The 20,143-nt window shown below is 57.1% G+C and carries 23 protein-coding genes and 4 tRNA genes; 10 read left to right on the forward strand and 17 right to left on the reverse strand.

The window, feature by feature from the left end; all coding sequences use genetic code 11:
- Positions 1 to 93: 93 nt before the first annotated feature.
- From clpX to MEB48_RS05545, 7 genes are all read right to left on the reverse strand, one after another.
- Positions 94 to 1,377 carry an ATP-dependent Clp protease ATP-binding subunit ClpX gene (gene clpX / locus MEB48_RS05515; protein ID WP_007901798.1) on the reverse strand — a complete coding sequence of 428 codons (1,284 nt, stop codon included), beginning with the start codon at positions 1,375 to 1,377 and terminating at the stop codon, positions 94 to 96.
- Between the two features lie 112 nt (positions 1,378 to 1,489).
- Positions 1,490 to 2,125 (reverse strand): ATP-dependent Clp endopeptidase proteolytic subunit ClpP, encoded by a 636-nt coding sequence (clpP, locus tag MEB48_RS05520; protein WP_038982405.1) that lies wholly within the window; start codon positions 2,123 to 2,125, stop codon positions 1,490 to 1,492.
- A 93-nt stretch (positions 2,126 to 2,218) separates the two neighbouring features.
- Positions 2,219 to 3,529, reverse strand: a complete 1,311-nt coding sequence (gene tig / locus MEB48_RS05525; protein ID WP_237882633.1) for a trigger factor — start codon at positions 3,527 to 3,529, stop codon at positions 2,219 to 2,221.
- Between the two features lie 386 nt (positions 3,530 to 3,915).
- Positions 3,916 to 3,991, reverse strand: a tRNA-His gene (locus MEB48_RS05530).
- Between the two features lie 75 nt (positions 3,992 to 4,066).
- Positions 4,067 to 4,151 (reverse strand) — tRNA-Leu (locus MEB48_RS05535).
- Positions 4,152 to 4,209: 58 nt separating this feature from the next.
- Positions 4,210 to 4,285: transfer RNA gene (locus MEB48_RS05540), tRNA-His, on the reverse strand.
- Between the two features lie 32 nt (positions 4,286 to 4,317).
- Positions 4,318 to 4,394: transfer RNA gene (locus tag MEB48_RS05545), tRNA-Arg, on the reverse strand.
- A gap of 274 nt (positions 4,395 to 4,668) precedes the next feature.
- On the opposite strand from MEB48_RS05545, the gene folD reads away from it, so the two are divergent.
- Together folD and pbpG are read left to right on the forward strand one after the other, a co-directional pair.
- Positions 4,669 to 5,523, forward strand: a complete 855-nt coding sequence (gene folD / locus MEB48_RS05550) for a bifunctional methylenetetrahydrofolate dehydrogenase/methenyltetrahydrofolate cyclohydrolase FolD (RefSeq protein WP_237882635.1) — start codon at positions 4,669 to 4,671, stop codon at positions 5,521 to 5,523.
- Positions 5,524 to 5,759: 236 nt separating this feature from the next.
- A complete protein-coding gene (gene pbpG, locus MEB48_RS05555; protein WP_237882637.1) occupies positions 5,760 to 6,698 on the forward strand; it encodes a D-alanyl-D-alanine endopeptidase in 939 nt (312 codons plus the stop codon).
- Between the two features lie 56 nt (positions 6,699 to 6,754).
- Here pbpG and MEB48_RS05560 read toward each other — a convergent pair whose 3' ends face one another.
- From MEB48_RS05560 to MEB48_RS05570, 3 genes are all read right to left on the reverse strand, one after another.
- On the reverse strand, positions 6,755 to 6,979 hold the full coding sequence (locus tag MEB48_RS05560; RefSeq protein WP_217857233.1) for a hypothetical protein: 225 nt from the start codon (positions 6,977 to 6,979) through the stop codon (positions 6,755 to 6,757).
- A 12-nt stretch (positions 6,980 to 6,991) separates the two neighbouring features.
- Complete coding sequence (locus MEB48_RS05565; RefSeq protein ID WP_030130813.1) at positions 6,992 to 7,207, reverse strand: DUF6021 family protein; 216 nt, start codon at positions 7,205 to 7,207, stop codon at positions 6,992 to 6,994.
- Between the two features lie 93 nt (positions 7,208 to 7,300).
- On the reverse strand, positions 7,301 to 8,029 hold the full coding sequence (locus tag MEB48_RS05570) for a peptidase C39 family protein (protein WP_237882639.1): 729 nt from the start codon (positions 8,027 to 8,029) through the stop codon (positions 7,301 to 7,303).
- A gap of 171 nt (positions 8,030 to 8,200) precedes the next feature.
- Here MEB48_RS05570 and MEB48_RS05575 point away from each other — a divergent pair, with 171 nt between their 5' ends.
- Positions 8,201 to 8,371 (forward strand): hypothetical protein, encoded by a 171-nt coding sequence (locus MEB48_RS05575; protein WP_237882641.1) that lies wholly within the window; start codon positions 8,201 to 8,203, stop codon positions 8,369 to 8,371.
- Positions 8,372 to 8,590: 219 nt separating this feature from the next.
- On the opposite strand, the gene MEB48_RS05580 is transcribed toward MEB48_RS05575, so the two are convergent.
- The gene (locus tag MEB48_RS05580; protein WP_007901783.1) at positions 8,591 to 9,340 is read right to left on the reverse strand and encodes a TerC family protein; all 750 of its coding nucleotides are present in this window, start codon (positions 9,338 to 9,340) and stop codon (positions 8,591 to 8,593) included.
- A gap of 28 nt (positions 9,341 to 9,368) precedes the next feature.
- The gene (locus MEB48_RS05585; protein ID WP_237882643.1) at positions 9,369 to 9,611 is read right to left on the reverse strand and encodes a hypothetical protein; all 243 of its coding nucleotides are present in this window, start codon (positions 9,609 to 9,611) and stop codon (positions 9,369 to 9,371) included.
- A gap of 181 nt (positions 9,612 to 9,792) precedes the next feature.
- Here MEB48_RS05585 and nhaR point away from each other — a divergent pair, with 181 nt between their 5' ends.
- On the forward strand, positions 9,793 to 10,692 hold the full coding sequence (nhaR, locus tag MEB48_RS05590) for a transcriptional activator NhaR (RefSeq protein ID WP_095053318.1): 900 nt from the start codon (positions 9,793 to 9,795) through the stop codon (positions 10,690 to 10,692).
- Positions 10,693 to 10,695: 3 nt separating this feature from the next.
- On the opposite strand, the gene MEB48_RS05595 is transcribed toward nhaR, so the two are convergent.
- Positions 10,696 to 11,850 (reverse strand): MFS transporter, encoded by a 1,155-nt coding sequence (locus MEB48_RS05595; protein WP_237882646.1) that lies wholly within the window; start codon positions 11,848 to 11,850, stop codon positions 10,696 to 10,698.
- 329 nt (positions 11,851 to 12,179) lie between these two features.
- Here MEB48_RS05595 and sstT point away from each other — a divergent pair, with 329 nt between their 5' ends.
- Positions 12,180 to 13,439, forward strand: a complete 1,260-nt coding sequence (sstT, locus tag MEB48_RS05600; protein WP_237882648.1) for a serine/threonine transporter SstT — start codon at positions 12,180 to 12,182, stop codon at positions 13,437 to 13,439.
- A 192-nt stretch (positions 13,440 to 13,631) separates the two neighbouring features.
- Here the strand turns inward: sstT and MEB48_RS05605 are convergent, their stop codons facing one another.
- Positions 13,632 to 14,141, reverse strand: coding sequence for a DUF1993 domain-containing protein (locus MEB48_RS05605; RefSeq protein ID WP_237882650.1), 510 nt, complete (start codon positions 14,139 to 14,141; stop codon positions 13,632 to 13,634).
- Between the two features lie 140 nt (positions 14,142 to 14,281).
- Here MEB48_RS05605 and MEB48_RS05610 point away from each other — a divergent pair, with 140 nt between their 5' ends.
- Positions 14,282 to 14,929 carry a YceH family protein gene (locus MEB48_RS05610; protein WP_237882652.1) on the forward strand — a complete coding sequence of 216 codons (648 nt, stop codon included), beginning with the start codon at positions 14,282 to 14,284 and terminating at the stop codon, positions 14,927 to 14,929.
- A gap of 113 nt (positions 14,930 to 15,042) precedes the next feature.
- On the opposite strand, the gene MEB48_RS05615 is transcribed toward MEB48_RS05610, so the two are convergent.
- Positions 15,043 to 15,861, reverse strand: coding sequence for a shikimate 5-dehydrogenase (locus tag MEB48_RS05615; RefSeq protein WP_237882654.1), 819 nt, complete (start codon positions 15,859 to 15,861; stop codon positions 15,043 to 15,045).
- Between the two features lie 237 nt (positions 15,862 to 16,098).
- On the opposite strand from MEB48_RS05615, the gene MEB48_RS05620 reads away from it, so the two are divergent.
- The 3 genes from MEB48_RS05620 (at position 16,099) to MEB48_RS05630 (ending at position 17,199) form a co-directional block, all read left to right on the forward strand.
- Complete coding sequence (locus tag MEB48_RS05620; protein WP_237882656.1) at positions 16,099 to 16,473, forward strand: hypothetical protein; 375 nt, start codon at positions 16,099 to 16,101, stop codon at positions 16,471 to 16,473.
- A gap of 239 nt (positions 16,474 to 16,712) precedes the next feature.
- Positions 16,713 to 16,907 (forward strand): hypothetical protein, encoded by a 195-nt coding sequence (locus tag MEB48_RS05625; RefSeq protein ID WP_095053103.1) that lies wholly within the window; start codon positions 16,713 to 16,715, stop codon positions 16,905 to 16,907.
- 100 nt (positions 16,908 to 17,007) lie between these two features.
- A complete protein-coding gene (locus MEB48_RS05630; protein ID WP_237882657.1) occupies positions 17,008 to 17,199 on the forward strand; it encodes a hypothetical protein in 192 nt (63 codons plus the stop codon).
- On the opposite strand, the gene MEB48_RS05635 is transcribed toward MEB48_RS05630, so the two are convergent.
- Complete coding sequence (locus MEB48_RS05635) at positions 17,187 to 18,248, reverse strand: AI-2E family transporter (protein WP_237882659.1); 1,062 nt, start codon at positions 18,246 to 18,248, stop codon at positions 17,187 to 17,189. The genes MEB48_RS05630 and MEB48_RS05635 overlap by 13 nt on opposite strands.
- A gap of 164 nt (positions 18,249 to 18,412) precedes the next feature.
- On the opposite strand from MEB48_RS05635, the gene trhP reads away from it, so the two are divergent.
- Complete coding sequence (gene trhP / locus MEB48_RS05640) at positions 18,413 to 19,738, forward strand: prephenate-dependent tRNA uridine(34) hydroxylase TrhP (RefSeq protein ID WP_237882661.1); 1,326 nt, start codon at positions 18,413 to 18,415, stop codon at positions 19,736 to 19,738.
- A gap of 129 nt (positions 19,739 to 19,867) precedes the next feature.
- Here trhP and MEB48_RS05645 read toward each other — a convergent pair whose 3' ends face one another.
- Positions 19,868 to 20,023, reverse strand: a complete 156-nt coding sequence (locus MEB48_RS05645) for a hypothetical protein (protein WP_237882664.1) — start codon at positions 20,021 to 20,023, stop codon at positions 19,868 to 19,870.
- Between the last annotated feature and the right edge of the window lie 120 nt (positions 20,024 to 20,143).

The raw sequence follows: 20,143 nt of genomic DNA on the forward strand, positions 1-20,143 counted from the left end.
TGGCCAGCCAGCGCCTACAAGCCAGCCCCCACACCGGGGCCCACAATAGCAAAGGGGCCCGAAGGCCCCTTCTTTATTCCAGCAGTGCGACGCTTAGGCGTCCGGCGCAGCCTTGGCAGTCGGCTCACTGTTTTCGTAGATATACAGTGGCTTGGACTTGCCTTCTATAACGCTTTCATCGATCACTACTTTACTCACCTCGGACTGCGAGGGGATTTCATACATAGTGTCGAGCAATACACCCTCGAGAATCGAGCGCAGTCCACGGGCACCGGTTTTGCGTTCCAGAGCACGTTTGGCGACCGATTTCAGCGCGTCGGCCCGGAATTCCAGGTCCACACCTTCCATCTCGAACAGCTTGGCATACTGCTTGGTCAGAGCATTTTTCGGCTCGGTGAGAATCTGCATCAACGCAGCCTCATCGAGCTCATCCAGCGTGGCAAGTACCGGCAGACGACCGACGAATTCCGGGATCAGACCGAACTTGACCAAATCGTCAGGCTCGACTTCACGCAGGGATTCACCGACTTTCTTGCCTTCTTCCTTGCTGCGCACTTCCGCGTTGAAACCGATGCCGCCCTTGGTGGAACGGTTTTGAATAACCTTTTCCAGACCGGAAAATGCACCACCGCAGATGAACAGGATGTTACGGGTGTCGACCTGAAGGAATTCCTGCTGCGGGTGCTTGCGACCGCCCTGAGGCGGAACGGAGGCAACCGTGCCTTCGATCAACTTGAGCAGGGCCTGCTGCACGCCTTCACCGGAAACGTCCCGGGTGATCGACGGGTTGTCAGACTTGCGCGAGATTTTGTCGATCTCATCGATGTAGACGATGCCCATCTGGGCTTTTTCTACGTCGTAATCGCACTTCTGCAGCAGCTTCTGAATGATGTTCTCGACATCCTCACCTACATAACCCGCCTCGGTGAGAGTGGTTGCATCGGCGATGGTGAACGGAACGTTCAGCAAGCGGGCCAGTGTTTCGGCAAGCAGGGTTTTACCCGAGCCTGTCGGGCCGATCAGCAAGATGTTGCTTTTGCCGAGTTCGACGTCGTCATTCTTTTTGTCACGCTGGTTCAGACGTTTGTAGTGGTTGTACACCGCTACGGCCAGAACCTTTTTCGCACGCTCCTGACCAATCACGTACTGATCAAGGATGCCGCTGATTTCTTTAGGCGAAGGCAATTTATGCGCGCTGCTTTCGGCCTGGGCTTCCTGCACCTCCTCGCGGATGATGTCATTGCACAGGTCGACGCATTCGTCGCAGATAAAGACCGAGGGGCCGGCAATCAATTTGCGCACTTCATGCTGGCTTTTGCCACAGAAGGAGCAATAGAGCAGCTTGCCGTTGTCCTCGCCGTTGCGGGTGTCAGTCATTCGTTCGATCCAAATCCGATAGGCTTGCAACACAAGATGAAGGCTATTGCGGGCTTTTTCAAGCCCGCTGGTGATCGGACCCGCCGACCCACCTTATTTTGAGCTGCTTATTTTAAGCGGGCCGCTGGTTGATCACTTCATCGATCAACCCGTACTCACGCGCTGCATCTGCACTCATGAAATTATCGCGGTTGGTATCGCGCTCGATTTCTTCAAGAGTGCGCCCACTATGCTTGGCCATCAGCGTGTTGAGACGCTCACGAATGAAGAGGATTTCCTTGGCATGGATTTCGATATCCGAGGCCTGGCCCTGGAAACCGCCCAGTGGCTGGTGAATCATCACACGCGAGTTCGGCAGGCAGTAACGCTTGCCTTGGGCACCGGCGGTGAGTAGAAACGCACCCATGCTGCACGCTTGACCGATACAGGTGGTCGACACGTTTGGCTTGATGAACTGCATGGTGTCATAGATCGACATGCCCGCCGTCACCGAACCGCCCGGCGAGTTGATATAGAGATGGATGTCCTTGTCCGGGTTTTCCGCTTCAAGGAACAGCAGTTGCGCACAGATCAGGTTGGCCATGTAGTCCTCTACCGGACCAACCAGAAAGATCACTCGCTCCTTGAGAAGGCGTGAGTAGATGTCATAGGCGCGTTCGCCACGAGCAGACTGCTCGACAACCATCGGGACCAGGCCGCCTGCGGCCTGGATATCAGAGTTCTGCTGAATATACGAATTACGGAACATGCTCTGCAGTCACTCCCAAATAGTTATGTCTTGAGTACGCATAAGCCAGCACGAAGGCTGGCTTATGGTGTGTGCTTCTTACCGCAAAAACAATCAGTCGGCTTGTGGAGCTTCTACCGGCTTGACCGCTTCTTCGTAAGAGACCGATTTGTCGGTCACGCTAGCTTTCTGCAGAACAGTATCCACAACTTGTTCTTCCAGCACAACCGAACGGACTTCGTTCAATTGCTGGTCGTTCTTGTAGTACCAAGACACAACCTGCTCAGGCTCCTGGTAAGCCGAAGCCATTTCCTGAATCATCTCGCGAACGCGGGCTTCGTCAGGCTTGAGGTCGAATTGCTTGACCACTTCAGCCACGATCAGACCCAGCACAACGCGGCGCTTGGCTTGCTCTTCGAACAGCTCGGCCGGCAGTTGGTCAGGCTTGATGTTGCCGCCGAACTGCTGAACAGCCTGCACGCGCAGACGGTCAACTTCGTTGGACAGCAGAGCCTTTGGCACTTCGATCGGGTTGGTGGCCAGCAGACCCTCCATCACCTGATTCTTGACCTTGGATTTGATCGCCTGACGCAGTTCGCGCTCCATGTTCTTGCGAACTTCGGTGCGGAAGCCTTCCAGGCCGGTTTCCTTGATGCCGAATTGAGCGAAGAACTCTTCGGTCAGTTCTGGCAGCTTAGGCTCGGAAACGGTGTTCACGGTCACGGTGAATTCGGCGGTTTTGCCTGCCAGATCGAGGTTCTGATAGTCCTCAGGGAAGGTCAGGTTCAGAACGCGCTCTTCGCCGGCTTTAGCGCCAACCAGGCCGTCTTCGAAACCAGGGATCATGCGGCCGGAACCCAATACCAACTGGGTGCCTTTGGCGGAACCACCAGCGAACACTTCACCGTCGACCTTGCCGACGAAATCGATGTTCAGTTGGTCTTCGTTCTGAGCAGCGCGATCGGCAACTTCAAAACGGGTGTTCTGCTTGCGCAGGACTTCCAGCATCTTGTCCAGATCGGCATCAGCCACGTCAGCGCTCAGGCGCTCTACGGTGATACCTTCGAAACCGGCAACGGTGAACTCAGGGAACACTTCGAAAATTGCGACGTATTCCAGATCTTTGCCAGCTTCCAGGGATTTTGGCTCGATCGACGGCGAACCAGCCGGGTTCAGCTTCTGCTCAACCACTGCCTCATAGAAGGAAGACTGGATCACGTCGCCTACAGCTTCCTGGCGAGCGTCAGCACCGAAACGACGCTTGATTTCGCTCATTGGCACTTTGCCTGGACGGAAGCCAGCAATCTTGGCCTTTTGGGCAGTCTGCTGCAGACGCTTGTTGACCTGAGTCTCGATGCGCTCAGCCGGCACGGTGACGCTCATGCGGCGCTCAAGAGCAGTAGTATTTTCAACAGAAACTTGCATGGATATTCCTCGTTGCACAGACGTTAGCCGGCCGTTTCCGACCCCAGAATCAAGGGCATGCATTCTAGTGGGTCAAACTCAAGAAGTCACCCTACTGAAAACGGGTAAAAAAGCAGCAGGCAATTTATAGGCGGGGACAAACGGTTGTGCCTCGCCCTGTTAGCAAATACAGCCAGTCATGCCGGGGCTCTGCACCAACCCTTCTATATATAGAAGAGACTGCCAACAATTTCCCTGACAGCCGATCTTGCGAGCAAGGCCGGCGGGCAGCGCGGCATCATCGAGAAACATAAATACGACGAAACGCCCCGCCGCTGCGACCCAGAACCTGCGGCCACTGAAACAAAAAAGGCGCCAGACTGTTAAATCTGGCGCCTTTCGAAATATGGGGTGGACGATGGGGATCGAACCCACGACAACGGGAGTCACAATCCCGTGCTCTACCAACTGAGCTACGCCCACCATATTGCATTACAAAGAATGAACGACTTCTTTGTTGAACCCCAATCATGCCACTGGCATGAGCGAAGCTTTATTTGGTGCGGATGAAGAGACTCGAACTCTTACGCCTCGCGGCGCTGGAACCTAAATCCAGTGTGTCTACCAATTCCACCACATCCGCGGATTGAAGCTGTTAAAGCAAAGGCGCCAGACCGTTAAATCTGGCGCCTTTCGAAATATGGGGTGGACGATGGGGATCGAACCCACGACAACGGGAGTCACAATCCCGTGCTCTACCAACTGAGCTACGCCCACCATATCGCGTTACTTGTGCCAAAGCTGCCTAATGGCGCACCCGGCAGGACTCGAACCTGCGACCATCCGCTTAGAAGGCGGATGCTCTATCCAGCTGAGCTACGGGCGCCTTGTTAGCTGTAACCTTGAAGGACTACAAACTAAGTGCTTTTCAGCCTTGCAGAACCTTGATTCCGCTCGACCTTCTCAACCAGTGCTAGGCTGTGCCCGACAAGTGCGACGAATAGTATAGAGCCCCCCAGAGGGCGTCAAATCCTTTTTATAAAAAATTCATTTAATTAAAGGGGTTAGGGGAATTTGCAGACCAAGCGCCTTTGCCCTCACCTCATGACATGCGAGAATGCGCTCTCTTTTTTTCCCCTCTCGATGGTTAATCACGCGCAATGACTGCACAACTAATCGACGGCAAATCGATCGCCGCCAGCCTGCGCCAGCAGATCGCCAAACGAGTCGCCCAGCGTCGCCAGCAAGGTCTGCGCACGCCCGGCCTCGCGGTGATCCTGGTCGGCAGCGATCCTGCCTCTCAGGTTTATGTCTCGCACAAGCGTAAAGACTGTGAAGAGGTCGGCTTCCTTTCCCAAGCTTATGACCTGCCTGCCGACACCACTCAAGAAGCACTGACCGATCTGATCGATCGCCTGAACGACGACCCGGCGATCGACGGCGTTCTGCTTCAACTGCCTTTACCTGAACACCTGGACGCCTCCAAATTGCTGGAGCGCATTCGTCCTGACAAGGACGTCGACGGTTTTCACCCTTATAACGTCGGCCGCCTGGCCCAGCGCATTCCGCTGCTGCGCCCGTGCACGCCCAAAGGCATCATGACGTTGCTGGAAAGCACCGGTGCCGATCTATACGGGATGGACGCGGTCATTGTCGGGGCTTCCAACATTGTTGGCCGCCCGATGGCGATGGAACTGCTGCTGGCCGGTTGCACCGTGACCGTTACCCACCGCTTCACCAAGGATCTGGCGGGTCATGTCGGTCGCGCCGATCTGGTGGTGGTTGCCGCCGGCAAGCCGGGCCTGGTCAAAGGTGAATGGATCAAGGAAGGCGCGATCGTGATCGACGTCGGCATCAATCGCCAGGAAGACGGCAAGCTGGTCGGCGACGTGACCTATGAAGCCGCCCTGCCCCGCGCCGGCTGGATCACTCCGGTTCCGGGTGGCGTTGGCCCGATGACCCGCGCCTGCCTGCTGGAAAACACGCTGTACGCCGCGGAAACACTGCACGACTGAGTTCACGCTTGCTTGCAGCGCCGCATCAAAGAACCCCGCCAATCGCGGGGTTCTTTTCGCCCACGAAAAAAGCTCGACCATCCGCCGGAAATGCCTGTTTTCCCCAGGTTCAGAGGCACTTTCACCTGAACATCGAACAACCATCGACAGTTCTTCAGCCATACTCCTAAAATGCGTCCCTTTAAAGAAACAGCCCGTTACAAAACGGCATATCCACCCTTTATGAGTCCGCCAGCGTGAAAATCCGTCTTTCAATCCTGAGTGTATTTTTTGCAATTACAGGGACTTTCGCCACGCCAGCAGTCAACGCAGCAGAAACTACCGCGGCACCCCGAGACATTTCACAACTGAAGATCGCTTCCGGCAGCGCTTTGCTACTGGACATGCAAACCAACAAAGTGATCTATGCCAGCAATCCGGACGTCGTAGTGCCCATCGCATCCGTCAGTAAACTGATGACCGGCCTGGTGGTGGTGGAAGCCCGGCAAAACATGGACGAATATCTTTCCGTCAACATCAGCGACACCCCGGAAATGAAAGGCGTGTTTTCCCGAGTCAAACTCAAAAGCGAATTGCCGCGCCGGGAAATGTTGCTGATTGCCCTGATGTCATCGGAAAACCGTGCTGCCGCGACGCTGGCGCATCACTATCCGGGCGGTTATGTCGCTTTCATTGCCGCCATGAACGCCAAAGCCAAAGCGCTGGGCATGACCAGCACCCACTTTGTCGAGCCGACGGGTCTTTCACCGCGCAATGTGTCCACCGCCCGCGATCTGAGCAAATTGCTGATCGCCGCACACAAGTACCCGCTATTGACTCAACTGAGCACCACCAAGGAAAAAACCGTCAGATTCCGTAAACCCAATTACAGCCTGGGCTTTCGCAATACCGATCATTTGGTTAATAAGCCCAACTGGGACATCCGGCTGACCAAGACCGGATTCACCAACGCGGCGGGCCATTGCCTGGTACTGGTCACCCACATGGGCGACCGTCCGGTTGCACTGGTAATCCTCGATGCCTTCGGCAAGTACACGCACTTTGCCGATGCGAACCGGATTCGCAGCTGGATGGAAACCGGCAAGAGCGCCAAGGTGCCGTCCGTTGCCCTGCAGTACAAGTCTGACAAGAACCTTAAACATCGCCAAAGCGGTGTGGTTGAAGCGTCGAAGTAAGATCAAAAACCCCTGTAAACGAAAAGCCCCGAATAATCGGGGCTTTTTTTCCAGAGTTAATCATTGGGCAAAGGCATCTGATCATCATCCGGAATGCCATCCCCGGCACTGGGGTCTTTCCAACCCTGCGGATGCTTTGTCGGCACCACTGTCGGTCTGGCCAAGGGGTCCCTTAACGGGCTGTCCGGATCCATCACCGGATCCAGATCCTCTTCGGGGGTTGTTGGAACACTGTCTGGAGGATCTGGACGTTTGTCGTCAAAGCTCGAATCGGTAGACATAGGCACCTCTGACTAGAACTTGGGTTTCAGATCGCCAAGTGGATCGTAAGGTTTCGCCGGGGCTTTCTTGCCTTCCTCACCCGGTTTTATATCCCTGGGCGCCTTGGCGGGCCCGATGGGATCGACCTGAGGATCGGCAACGTCCGGAGAATCGGGATCGAACCCCAACTCGTTATCGGACGAATGCTCAGACGAGTGCGGGCCGGTGGGAGTATTGGAATGTGCCATGGACGCCTCCTGGTCAAGACCCGGCGATTATTCGGGTCCTTTACATGAGAGGCCAATAACGTTGAGTGGTGCCCTACAGATGACAAACGGGAACTACTGCGCGCCCAACGCTTTCTTCGCCCTGGCTGCCGCCTGCTCCTGACCTGACTGGGCAAGATCGCTCGCCGCTTTCAGCCAGCGCGATTGATCGACATTGACCGGAATCTGGTCGGGTTTCTGGATCAATACGGCCCAACCGCCGGCATTCTCGAATGCCGATTCAAAGGCACCGAACCCCATCAGCAACCGACGATTCATCCCGGCGCGCAGCAACACAGTCTGCTTCTGACGGTTGTAACCGGCGAGAATGGCGTATCGGGGCTCTGCCCAGAACGCCGAGCCTTCGGTGAAGCGCACCATGACCGGATAACCGGCCGCAACCTGGGCCAGCAGCGCCGGCAAATGACTGTCGAGGGGATAAACCACCATCCCGTATTCGCGCGCCAGGTTCTGCATATTCTGCTGCAGGCGGTCTTCGGCTCCAGGCAAATGCAGCGGTTTGTCGAGCAACCCCGGGGTTATCACGATGCCTTGTTGGGACAGCAGGCTGGCCAACACCTGAGGCCCGCTTTGATAACTTTGCCCACGGTAGAACGTACCGCTGAGTTCGACCCGCTCTGGCAGGCGCTTGATCTCAGGCGCCACGCTCCCCGCACAGCCAGCCAGGCCGGCCACGCAGCCAACGATCAGCATTAAAGACCGAATTCGCGAAAATACCCGCACCATCATCACTCTCTTGTTCAGACGCCAGGTATCCACACTCCCGGCTTGGCCGTCGATCATAGGATGCCGCGCGGCAGCGGTATAGCCTTAACCGGCAGTTGACTGCATTCGATAGAACGAACGGGTTGGTGACAGGCGACCTTTGGTCAATTGTCTGAAATGCAGCAGCGGCTAGACTGTCATTTACCAAGGAAGAGCGTGTGCCCGATGCAGGGCAAAAAGGAGGCACTGATGAGCCTGACAATGACCATTGTAATGTTGATTTCCGGATGGCTGGCCGTGGCCGCCGCCATGCTGTGGGGAGTGTTGCGTATTACCCGCCGGCATCATCACCACCCGGTTCAATCGGCACCTGTGCCGAAAACCGATCAACCGACTGCACGCCCCGCCACCGCGCACTGACCGGCGCTGGTTAGTCGCCCAAACAAAAAAAACCGTGAGCTAAGCGCATTCCATGTGGGAGCGGGCTTGCTCGCGAAAGCGTCTTTCCAGTCAATATCAATGTCTACTGACAGACCGCTTTCGCGAGCAAGCCCGCTCCCACAGGTTCCGCGCCTGAACCGGCTGGCATTGGCCGCCTGGACTCTTTCGAGTTCAGGCGGCCGTTTCGTTTAACGAAGGTTAAGCTTCAGCGGCGATGCGCTTCTGCCTGGCCCGACGCGACAGCATGTTCAAGCCTTCGATCGTGGCCGAGAACGCCATGGCCGCGTACACATAGCCTTTCGGTACGTGGGCGCCGAAGCCCTCGGCAATCAGCGTCATGCCGATCATGATCAGGAAGCCCAGCGCCAGCATCACCACCGTCGGGTTGTCGTTGATGAACTTGGCCAGAGGGTCAGCCGCCAGCAACATCACCAGTACCGACACCACCACCGCGATGATCATGATCGGCAAATGCTCGGTCATGCCGACAGCGGTAATAATGCTGTCGATGGAGAACACCATGTCCAGCATCAGGATCTGTCCGATCGCAGCGGCAAAGCCCAAGGTCACTGTCGAGGTGGCCGACGTCGGATCATCCGGGGCCGGGTCCATGCTGTGATGGATCTCGGTGGTCGCCTTCCACAACAGGAACAAGCCACCGGCAATCAGGATCATGTCCTTCCAGGAGAACGCATGGCCGAGAATCTCGATCACAGGCTCGGTCAGCTGGACGATGAATGCGATAGTGCTCAACAGCGCCAGACGCAGGATCAACGCCATGCCGATACCAATGCGCCGCGCCTTCTGGCGATGCTGTTCGGGCAGCTTGTTGGTGAGGATCGAAATGAAGATCAGGTTATCGATACCGAGCACGATTTCCATCACCACCAATGTGGCCAGGGCGACCCAGGCAGTGGGGCTTGCAGCAAGTTCTAAAAGGTATTCCATGGGTCAGTCCTGACTCGTTGTAGACGGTTTAGATTTCCTGGGACGTAGATTCGGTTTTGTCCGTCTCTTTGGCCGGTTGTTCTTTCTTGCTGATCAAACCGCCCGTGGCATCGCTCAACGCTTGCTCGGCAGCTTTATGGGTATCGTCAATCGCCTGTTTGGCGGATTCGGCAGCCTTGCCCATCAATTGCTGAGCACTTTTCTCGGCCTGGTCGCAACCGGCCAACACCAGTAAAGACGCAATCAGCAGTGCCGTGGTTTTAAGCTTCATGATGCTTTCCTCGATAGAACAGACAGAATCGAAAAGGCGATTCGTCGATAGCGAGGCATTCTAAGGAAGCAAACACTTCAGGAAAATTCGTATTTTTAGCGGTTATACTTCGTCTTTAACGAATCCAGAAATCGTATTTGTTGTGCCTACGGATGATGTGAACAAGGGGATTTTCATCAACATGTTGAATTATCGACAGCTGCATTACTTCTGGGTGGTGGCCAAAACCGGCAGCATCGTGCGCGCCTGCGAGCAACTAAACCTGACGCCACAAACCATCAGCGGGCAGATTTCCCTGCTCGAGCAAACTTATGGCATCGAGTTGTTTCGCCGGGTCGGCCGGCAATTGGAACTCACCGAAGCCGGGCGCCAGACCCTGCCTTACGCCGAGCAGATGTTTCAACTCGGTGGCGAGCTGGAATTGATGCTCCGCGCGCAACCCAATGAGCAACAGATTCTGTTTCGGGTAGGCGTCGCCGATGTGGTGCCCAAATCCATCGTCTATCGCCTGATCGCGCCGACCATGGAGTTGAACGAACCGCTGCGTATTACCTGTCGCGAAGACAAACTGGAACGCTTGCTTGCCGACCTGGCGATTCAACGCCTCGATCTGGTGATTTCCGACAGTCCGATGCCCTCGCATCTGGACATCAAGGGCTACAGCCAGAAACTCGGCGAATGCGGTATCAGTTTCTTCGCCACCGTTGAGCTGGCGGCGCGTTACGGCCAGAATTTCCCCCGCAGCCTGCACGGCGCTCCGCTGCTGATTCCCGGGCCGGAAACCGTGGTGCGCAGTCGCTTGCAACGCTGGTTTGCCGAACAACAGATCCAGCCGCAGATCGTCGGCGAGTTCGACGACAGCGCCTTGATGCAGGCTTTCGGCCAATCCGGCAGCGGGATATTCATCGGCCCGAGCGTGATTGCCGACGAGGTGAAACGCCAATATGGCGTGGAAGTGATTGGCCAGACCGATGCGGTGCGCGAGTCGTTCTACGCCATCTCGGTGGAACGCAAGGTCAAGCACCCCGGCATTGTCGCCATTACCGAAGGTGCTCGCCGCGAGCTATTCACCGCGATGTGAGCGTCAGGCGCAGATTTCGCGAGGTTTGAAGGTCATCAGCGCCATCGCCAACAGGATCGAGACAAGGATAAAACCGGCTGCCGCGAAACCCAGGCCGCCCAAGCCAACACTGTCGATCACCCGCCCACCGATCATCGCGCCCAGACCGATTCCGAGGTTGGCCCCGGCGATGTTCAGCGATGCAGCGAAGGCCGGAGCCTCAGGCGCAGCCTTCATCAGCCGCACGTGGCTGACCAGAAACAGCGCGGCCTGAGTCACGCCCCAAATCCCCATCGCTGCCGCCAGACCGAGGGGTGAATGAATATTCGGCACCAACGCCACCATGCCGGCGATCATGAAGGCACAGAACGTCACTGAAGCGATGAGCGGATGCCGATCCACCGCGCGACCGCCCAGCGAGTTGCCGATCAAACCGACCGCACCGAAGCCCATCAGGCACCAGCCGACCACCATGCCGTTGAAACCGGCGAGGCGTTCAAGGATGTCGGCCAGGTAGGTGTAAGCGGTGAACATGCCGCTGAACACCAGGATCGATAACAGCACATGCCCCAGCATCAACGGGCTGCGCAGGATTTTGAACTGCGAACGGAAGCTCACCTGATGCTGGTGCAGATTGGTTTTCGGCAAGTAAATGAACAGCAACAACGCCTTGGCAAACGCGATCACCGCCAGAATGCCAAAGGCACTGCGCCAGCCGAACGCATCGGAGATCAGCGTACCCACCGGAATGCCGAACACCGTGGCGCAGACGATGCCGAAACCGATCTTGGAAATGGCCCGCCCGGCATAGTCCGGCCCCACGATGTCCACCGCGGTTTCACTGGCCAATGCCCAGAACACCGGCAACCCCAGCGCCGGAATCAATCGCGCAATGGCCATTACCCCAATGTTCGGCGCCAGTGCCGCCAGCGTATTGGCCAGGCCGAACATGATCAGCACGCTGATAAACAGTTTCCTGCGTTCAAACCTGGCGAAGTAGGCGGTCAGGAACGGTCCGAACGCGGCCACGGTGAACGCAAACAAGGTTACCAATAAACCCGCTTGGGGGATGCTGACGTCCAGGTCACGGGCGATTGCCGGTAACAGGCCGACGATGATGAATTCCGTGGTCAGCACCGTAAAACCGGCGGCGGACAACAGAAGAATGGGCAACAGCATGCAGAACTCCAGGAAACGACGACACCAGCGACAGCCCGAAGGCTCACTGGCAGAACTTGAAAATGAGGATGGCGAAGCTTAACAGAGTGTTTCCGGGCAAGGTTGCACGAACCTGCAAATCGCGTTTAGCAATCGGGTGGCAGATCGTCACAGGTCTGAAGGATCGCGGCTACGCTGTGATAAAGTCCGCGGCCTGCGGTACTTACACTTTGCTCATCGGCCATTGATTGGCATTGATGTAGCGACCTTTCGGTTCCCTCCATGTGGCCTGCCCGGCTTTTTGCTGCATGAGCAGAACCCTGCACCCTAATAAAATCAGAGATGCCGTTATGACCGCTTCATCCCCTTCTCTTTTGCAACGCCTGAAACGCAGCAGCCTGGTCACGCAAATCATCATCGGCCTGATCGCCGGGATTGCCTTGGCGCTGTTCGCGCCTGAGCTGGCCAAGTCCACCGCCTTCATTGGCAAAGTGTTCGTGTCGGCGCTCAAGGCTGTCGCGCCGATTCTGGTGTTCGTGCTGGTCATGGCCTCGATCGCCAACCATAAGCATGGCCAGGAAACCCATATCCGGCCGATTTTGTTTCTGTATTTGCTGGGCACCTTCGCAGCAGCCGTGGTGGCGGTGGTCGCCAGTACGTTGTTTCCGTCGAGTCTGGTGCTGGCTACCCAGGATGTTGCGGTGAGCGCACCGGGCGGCATCAGCGAAGTGCTGCAAAGCCTGGCATTGAGCGTGGTCGATAACCCGGTCAGTGCGCTGATGAACGCCAACTTCATCGGCATTCTCGCTTGGGCGATCGGCATGGGCATCGCGATCCGCCATGCCGGCGCAACCACCCGCGAGGTGCTGGGCGATTTGTCCAATGGCGTGACGGTTATCGTACGGGTGGTGATTCGCTTTGCGCCGCTGGGCATCTTCGGCCTGGTAGCCTCTACCCTCGCCACCTCCGGTTTCGGTGCCTTGATCGGTTACATGCACCTGTTGGCCGTATTGCTGGGCTGCATGCTGTTCGTGGCGCTGGTGATGAACCCGGCCATTGTGTTCTGGAAGCTGCGTCGCAACCCGTATCCGCTGGTACTCACTTGCCTGCGCGAGAGCGGCATCACCGCCTTCTTCACCCGCAGTTCGGCGGCGAACATTCCGGTCAACCTGGAGTTGAGCAAACGTCTGGGCCTGCATGAAGATACCTATTCGGTGTCGATCCCGCTCGGCGCCACCATCAACATGGCCGGCGCCGCGATCACCATCACCGTGCTGACCCTGGCCGCCGTGCACACGTTGGGCATCGCCGTGGATATTCCGACGGCCATTCTGCTCAGCATCGTCGCGGCGATCTGTGCCTGTGGCGCCTCGGGCGTGGCCGGCGGTTCGTTGCTGCTGATTCCACTGGCGTGCAGCTTGTTTGGCATCCCGAGCGAAATCGCCATGCAGGTGGTGGCAGTCGGCTTCATCATTGGCGTGCTGCAGGACTCGGCGGAAACCGCACTGAACTCCTCCACCGACGTGCTGTTCACTGCGGCGGCGTGCCAGGGTGAGGAACAGAAGACCCAGAAAGCCGGGGAAGCCCGGGAAGCCCAGCGTCTGGCATAACAATGCACCTGTAGGAGCGGGCTTGCCCGCGAAGGCGGTGTGTCAGGCAACATCAATGTTTACTGTTTCGCCGCCTTCGCGAGCAAGCTCGCTCCTACAGGGGTTGCGCGGCAAGCCTGGCTCCTACAGAAGGCAAAACGAAAAAGCCCGCCGAGGCGTAAACCTTGGCGGGCTTTTTTGCATCTGGACGGTTTAGAACGCGCCCATGTAATCGCGCTTGCCCACTTCCACGCCGTTGTGACGCAGCAGTGCGTAAGCAGTGGTGACGTGGAAGAAGAACTGCGGAAGACCATAGCTCAGCAAGTAAGCCTGACCAGAGAAACGCTTCTCTTTAGGCGTGCCCGGACGGGTAACGATCTCGATGCCTTCCTTGCCGTCGATCTGCTCGGGTTTGATCTCGCCGATGAAGGCCAGGACCTTGGCGATCAGCGCTTGCAGTTCGGCGAAGGTGGTTTCGGTATCGTCATATTTCGGCAGTTCGACTTCAGCCAGACGCGCCGAAACGCCTTTGGCGAAATCAACGGCGCTCTGCACCTGACGCACCAACGGGAACATATCCGGGTACAGACGGGCTTGCAGGAATGCGTTCGGATCGATGTTTTTCGCCGTGGCGTGGGCTTCGGCCTTGCTCAGGTTGTTGCTCAGGGCAGTGAGCATTTGCTGGAAAACCGGAACGGAAGCGGCATACAGGGAAATAGTCATGATGGTCTCGTGTGGTGACAGGAGTAAAAACGTGGAGCGATTATAGCCATGCCCGACCGCCCTGCGGCTTGTCTTTTATCCTGCAAGGATTAGGCTAGGCGGCTTCGACTGCATGCTTCGACTGCATAGGGAAAAGCGCGATGAGCACTGAACAAGAAACGACCTCCGACGAACCGCGGCTTAACAGCACGGAAATTCGCATTCTGGGCTCGTTGATCGAGAAACAGGCCACCAGCCCGGAAACCTATCCACTGACGCTCAATGCGCTGGTGATTGCCTGCAACCAGAAAACCAGCCGTGAACCGGTGATGAATCTCAGCCAAGGCCAGGTCGGCCAGAGCCTGCGCGTGCTGGAAGGTCGTGGCTTCACCCGACTGGTGATGGGCAGCCGTGCCGACCGCTGGGAGCATCGGGTCGACAAGGCGCTGGAACTGGTGCCGGCGCAGGTGGTTCTGACGGGGTTGTTGTTCCTGCGCGGCCCGCAAACCGTCAACGAACTGCTGACCCGCAGCGGCCGCATGCATGACTTCGAAGATGCCGAGCAAGTGGTGCATCAGCTGGAGCGCTTGATCGCCAGAGGTCTGGCGCTGTTGATTCCGCGCCAGGCCGGCCAGCGCGAAGATCGTTACATGCATGCGCTGGGCGATCCGGCGGACATCGAAGCGATCCTGGCGGCTCGGCAGAATCCGGTGGAACGTGGCGCCAGTGGCGGTGTGTCGGTTGAGCGGATCGAAGAACTTGAAGCACGGATTGCGGCACTGGAAGAGCGCTTGGCACGCCTCGAATAGGGGCTGGCTGGAGACCGATCATGAGCAGGTTCACTCCCACAGGTTCAGCGCCGAACCTGTAGGAGCCGGCTTGCCGGCGAAAGGGCCGGTGCAGCCAACAATAATTGAGCTAATCAGCCCCGGGCAAACGCCACGGCCTTCTGGAACTGCTCATCGGTCGGCCGTACGCCGGTGTACAGCACGAACTGTTCCAGCGCCTGGATCGCAATCACCTCCAGTCCGGTGATCACCCGCTTACCTTCGGCACGACCGCGCACGATCAACGGTGTTTCCGAGGGGATTGCTACCACATCGAAGACAGTTTCGGCCGCAGCGATAGCGTCAGGCTCGAACGCCAGTTGATCGGCCTCCGGCCCGCCGGTCATGCCGATGGGCGTGACGTTGATTAGCATCTGCGGGCGCAAGCTCCCCAGTTCCGCCTGCCATGAATAACCCAACGATTCAGCCAAGGCACGCCCGGCGCGCTCGTTACGGGCCACGATCAGGCCGTTTTTGTAGCCGCCATCGCGTAAGGCACTGGCCACAGCCTTGGCCATGCCGCCGCTGCCGCGCAGGGCAAAGGTCGAGTCCTTGGGAACTTGATGGGTTTCGAGTAACTGGGCTATGGCAATGTAATCGGTGTTGTAGGCTTTGAGATGACCGTTGGTGTTGACGATAGTGTTGATCGATTGAATAGCCTCAGCCGATGCGTCCAGCTCATCGACCAGCGCGATACACGCTTCCTTGAACGGCATCGACACTCCGCAGCCCCGAATACCCAAGGCGCGGATACCGCCAACGGCGCCCGGCAAGTCCTGGCTGCTGAAGGCTTTATAGTAGAAATTCAGGCCCAGTTGTTCGTACAGATGGTTGTGAAAGCGCAGGCCGAAATTGCCGGGCCGCCCCGAGAGTGACATGCACAGTTGAGTGTCTCTGTTGGGGTTCATCTGCATTTGAATCTCCTTCAATCACTTTCTGATGGACGGGATTAGCCATCCCACCTTGTTCTGATCAATCATAAAGCTGTGTATGGCAGCGCACAGCACCGTAAAGAAACCGGTACAGACCTTACACAAAATTTACCCAGTGGCTGTGCTGATTTTCAAAAAAAAGCTGTCTTAGAAGTATCCCTGCGACAACTTGTGTCTATTGCAGACATGAGCGCCGGGTCGAAGAACCGAGGACTTATCATGATCCGTAAAATTCCCACAGTAGCCTTGCTGATCGGTGCTCTCGCTATCGCAGGGCAGGCAGAAGCAGGTGGTCGTGGTCATGGCGGCTGGGAAGGTCCGGCTGTGTTTGGTGCGATCGTCGGCTCGGCAATCATCGGCTCAGCAATAATCAGCCGTGACCGGCCAGTGTATGTGGAGCAACCGGTTTATGTTCAACCACAACCGGTGTACGTGCAGCCCCCTCCTGTTTATTACCAACCGGCGCCGATCTATGTTCAACAACCGATGTACTACCGCCCGGCACCGATCTATTACGGTCCGCCACGCGGATATGGTCCACCACGCGGCTATTACGGCCCTCCCCATGGTTATTATCGTGGCGACCGCTGGTAATACACTCATCAGGCCCCGCTTTATAAGCGGGGCCTTTTTTGTGACCAATAACTGGACGAAGTCTGAATAAATCTCGCCAAGGTCGCTGTCGGGACAGTACCGACAGGTAAAGCTGGCATGATTGACGCTGACCGCCCTCCTCCGACTTTGGTGATAACGGTCATATTTATGTCATATCAGGTCCGCAAGCTTTGGATCTGTCCGTAAACAACAGGTTGATAAAAACAAGGACGATCTCCATGCCCACACAAAACCCGCATCGCATTGTCGGCTTGTGCACTTCCGGCAAGGTGTACAACGCACTGACTGAACTCAAACACCTGGAAGGTCATCGCAGCGCAAAGTTTCTCTCGCTGCTGGCAGAAAACCTGGTGCGCAAAGGCCTGCTCAATGAGCAGGAAGTGATGCACATGCTCGATCAAGTGGTGGACTGACCACAGAACTCATCGGCATCAATGACGACTATCGAAAGCGTTGATTGTTCGGTCAAGCATCCGATCCGTAAGGTAGCCCCATAGATTGATGGAGGTACTTATGGCTCAGGTTCAGATCATGTCCGTTATCGGTAGCGCCGTTCCCGCACCGCTCAGAGCACGAGGATTGCTTGCTTGTTGGTATCTGATGCAGGACGGTGAACCGATCAGCGGTCCGCTCACCTCGCTTCCCGCCGCCCAAGCCTTGTCGCAACGTATCGGCTCAGGCCAGCTCAGCGCTTACGGCAGCTGAACCTTTGGCTTGCCATCGATGAAAATCGCCCAGCTCGACACGAACAACGCAGCAATCAACGGCCCGATGACAAAACCGTTCAAACCGAAAAGCGCCAGGCCGCCCAGGGTCGAGATGAGGATCAGGTAGTCCGGCATTTTGGTGTCCTTGCCTACCAGGATCGGTCGCAGGACGTTATCCACCAGGCCGATCACGAACAGCCCGAACAACGTGAGTACCGTAGCTTTCCAAATTGCGCCGCTAAACAGGAAATAGGCCGCCACCGGTATCCAGACGATGCCCGCGCCCACCGCCGGCAACAAAGATAGAAATGCCATCAACACCGCCCAGAGCACCACGCTCGGGATGTCCAGAAACCAGAAAATAAAACCGCCCAATATCCCTTGCGTGACCGCTATCAACAGGTCGCCCTTCATAGTGGCGCGCACCACGCGATTGAACTTGAGTTGCAAGAGACGCTTTTGGTTGTCCTCCAGCGGTATCGCCATGCGCACCTTGCGCGCCAGTTCGGCCCCGTCCCGCAGGAAGAAAAACAGCAAATACAGCATGACGAAAAAACTCACCACGAATTCGAACGTCCCCTGACCAAAACTGAACACGGTGGTCGCGAGAAACTGGCTGCCTTGCATCGTGCTCTTGATGATTTTCTCCCGCAGCCCGCTCAACTCGCCCAGGCCGAAACGATCGAGCAGGTACTGAACGTACGGCGGCAGGCTTTGTTTGAACTGCGACACATACCCGGCGATGTCCAGCTCACCGCTTTCGATTCTGCTGTAGAGCGCCGCGCCTTCCTGAACCAGCAAGGTACTGATGATGATTACCGGCAGGATCGCGATCAGCACACAGATAATCAACGTGCACAGGGCCGTCAGGTTGTGTGGCCAGTTGAACTTCCGTTGCAGCTGATGCTGCAAGGGCGCAAACATAATGGCGAGGACGATCGCCCAAAACACCGCGCCATAAAACGGCAGCACAATCCAGATGAAGGCGATGCTCACCAGCGTCAGCAAGACCATCAACGATGTGTTTTGTAGCTTCGTTTCGTTCATGTCCGATCCATGTCAGTGCGCAGGGGCGCCGTTTGCGCGTCCTGATATTTAGTCCGCCACAGCCATCCGTTTGTTCATCAAGCATAGATCCAGATCAATAAACCCCGCGGACAGGTCGATTACCCTCGCCGGCTTTTGCGATCGACACTGCCATGACCTGCGCCATGACGCTTATGCCCCCAGAACTGCTCGCCCCTGCCGGCACCCTGAAAAACATGCGTTATGCCTTCGCCTACGGCGCCGACGCGGTGTACGCCGGCCAGCCGCGCTACAGCCTGCGGGTGCGCAACAACGAATTCGATCACGCCAACCTCGCGCTCGGCATCGCCGAGGCCCAGGCTCAGGGCAAGCGCTTCTATGTGGTGGTGAACATCGCCCCGCACAACGCCAAGCTCAAAACGTTCCTGAAGGACCTGGGACCGGTGATTGCCATGGCGCCGGACGCGCTGATCATGTCCGACCCCGGCCTGATCATGCTGGTGCGCCGGCATTTCCCGCGGATGCCGATCCACCTCTCGGTGCAGGCCAACACGGTGAACTGGGCCAGCGTCGAGTTCTGGCAGCAACTGGGCTTGAGCCGGATCATCCTGTCCCGCGAACTGTCACTGGAAGAAATCGGTGAAATCCGCCAGCACGTCCCGGCGATGGAGCTGGAAGTGTTTGTGCACGGCGCGTTGTGCATGGCCTACTCCGGACGCTGCCTGTTGTCGGGCTATATGAACAAGCGCGACGCCAATCAGGGCAGCTGCACCAACGCCTGTCGCTGGAAATACTCGGCAACGCCGGCCAGCGAAAATCAGCTCGGTGAAATCGTTCAGCAATTCCCCCCCGAACCGACCCTGGGTATCGGCGCGCCGACCGATCAAGTGTTCCTGTTGCAAGAAGCCAATCGCCCTGACGAACTGATGCCGGCATTCGAGGATGAACATGGCACGTACATCATGAATGCCAAGGACCTGCGCGCCGTCCAGCACGTTGAGCGCCTGACGCAGATGGGCGTGCATTCACTGAAGATTGAAGGCCGGACCAAATCGCATTTCTATTGCGCGCGCACCACCCAGGTGTACCGCCGCGCGATCGATGATGCAGTGGCTGGCCGGGCGTTTGATCGCAATTTGATGACCGATCTGGAATCCCTGGCCCAGCGTGGCTACACCGAAGGTTTTCTGCGGCGGCATGTGCATGACGAATACCAGAACTACCAGAACGGCAGCTCGGTTTCAGAGCGCCAGCAGTTCGTGGGCGAGTTGACCGGCGAACGTCGGGATCGGCTGGCCGAGGTGCGGGTGAAGAATCGCTTTGGTCTGGGCGATCACATGGAACTGATGACGCCCAAGGGTAACTTCCACTTCGATTTGCATCAGCTGCAGAACAGCAAAGGCGAGGCGATCCAAGTGGCACCAGGGGATGGGCACACGGTGTATTTGCCGATACCGGATGCAGTGGATTTGCAGTTTGGGTTGTTGATGCGGGATGTCAGTGTGGGTTAAGTCGTGAACAGCACGACACCATCCTGTAGGAGCGAGCTTGCTCGCGAAAGCGGTGTGTCAGGCGACATCAATGTTGACTGTACCGCCGTCTTCGCGAGCAAGCTCGCTCCTACAGGTGGCAGGTTTTATTTATCGCCTGTCGTCGGACAATGGCGTTTCTTCATTCGGCGCTGGGATGTCATCGTCATCCTCCAGGGCCGGATCTCTCCAGTCTTCAGGACGATCAACGTCCGTATCGGCCGGGTCTCGCGAAGGGTCCATGCCGGGTGGTACGTCGTGATCCATCGATGGATCGTCCATATCGGGAATGGGTCTGACAGGGTCGTTATCGGAAGTCCCACCTTGAAGGATCGGATCGTTAGCCATGACGCACCTCACTGATGAGGTCCAGCAAATCTGGGCCGT

The sequence above is a fragment of the Pseudomonas sp. PGPR40 genome, from assembly GCF_022014505.1.
Classification (GTDB): domain Bacteria; phylum Pseudomonadota; class Gammaproteobacteria; order Pseudomonadales; family Pseudomonadaceae; genus Aquipseudomonas.

Coding starts and splice junctions, on each gene's coding strand:
- clpX (WP_007901798.1), bottom strand. CDS start 1,377: ATGACTGACACCCGCAACGGCGAGGACAACGGCAAGCTGCTCTATTGC.
- clpP (WP_038982405.1), bottom strand. CDS start 2,125: ATGTTCCGTAATTCGTATATTCAGCAGAACTCTGATATCCAGGCCGCA.
- tig (WP_237882633.1), bottom strand. CDS start 3,529: ATGCAAGTTTCTGTTGAAAATACTACTGCTCTTGAGCGCCGCATGAGC.
- folD (WP_237882635.1), top strand. CDS start 4,669: ATGACTGCACAACTAATCGACGGCAAATCGATCGCCGCCAGCCTGCGC.
- MEB48_RS05560 (WP_217857233.1), bottom strand. CDS start 6,979: ATGTCTACCGATTCGAGCTTTGACGACAAACGTCCAGATCCTCCAGAC.
- MEB48_RS05565 (WP_030130813.1), bottom strand. CDS start 7,207: ATGGCACATTCCAATACTCCCACCGGCCCGCACTCGTCTGAGCATTCG.
- MEB48_RS05570 (WP_237882639.1), bottom strand. CDS start 8,029: ATGATCGACGGCCAAGCCGGGAGTGTGGATACCTGGCGTCTGAACAAG.
- MEB48_RS05575 (WP_237882641.1), top strand. CDS start 8,201: ATGAGCCTGACAATGACCATTGTAATGTTGATTTCCGGATGGCTGGCC.
- MEB48_RS05580 (WP_007901783.1), bottom strand. CDS start 9,340: ATGGAATACCTTTTAGAACTTGCTGCAAGCCCCACTGCCTGGGTCGCC.
- MEB48_RS05585 (WP_237882643.1), bottom strand. CDS start 9,611: ATGAAGCTTAAAACCACGGCACTGCTGATTGCGTCTTTACTGGTGTTG.
- nhaR (WP_095053318.1), top strand. CDS start 9,793: ATGTTGAATTATCGACAGCTGCATTACTTCTGGGTGGTGGCCAAAACC.
- MEB48_RS05595 (WP_237882646.1), bottom strand. CDS start 11,850: ATGCTGTTGCCCATTCTTCTGTTGTCCGCCGCCGGTTTTACGGTGCTG.
- sstT (WP_237882648.1), top strand. CDS start 12,180: ATGACCGCTTCATCCCCTTCTCTTTTGCAACGCCTGAAACGCAGCAGC.
- MEB48_RS05605 (WP_237882650.1), bottom strand. CDS start 14,141: ATGACTATTTCCCTGTATGCCGCTTCCGTTCCGGTTTTCCAGCAAATG.
- MEB48_RS05610 (WP_237882652.1), top strand. CDS start 14,282: ATGAGCACTGAACAAGAAACGACCTCCGACGAACCGCGGCTTAACAGC.
- MEB48_RS05615 (WP_237882654.1), bottom strand. CDS start 15,861: ATGCAGATGAACCCCAACAGAGACACTCAACTGTGCATGTCACTCTCG.
- MEB48_RS05620 (WP_237882656.1), top strand. CDS start 16,099: ATGATCCGTAAAATTCCCACAGTAGCCTTGCTGATCGGTGCTCTCGCT.
- MEB48_RS05625 (WP_095053103.1), top strand. CDS start 16,713: ATGCCCACACAAAACCCGCATCGCATTGTCGGCTTGTGCACTTCCGGC.
- MEB48_RS05630 (WP_237882657.1), top strand. CDS start 17,008: ATGGCTCAGGTTCAGATCATGTCCGTTATCGGTAGCGCCGTTCCCGCA.
- MEB48_RS05635 (WP_237882659.1), bottom strand. CDS start 18,248: ATGAACGAAACGAAGCTACAAAACACATCGTTGATGGTCTTGCTGACG.
- trhP (WP_237882661.1), top strand. CDS start 18,413: ATGACGCTTATGCCCCCAGAACTGCTCGCCCCTGCCGGCACCCTGAAA.
- MEB48_RS05645 (WP_237882664.1), bottom strand. CDS start 20,023: ATGGATCACGACGTACCACCCGGCATGGACCCTTCGCGAGACCCGGCC.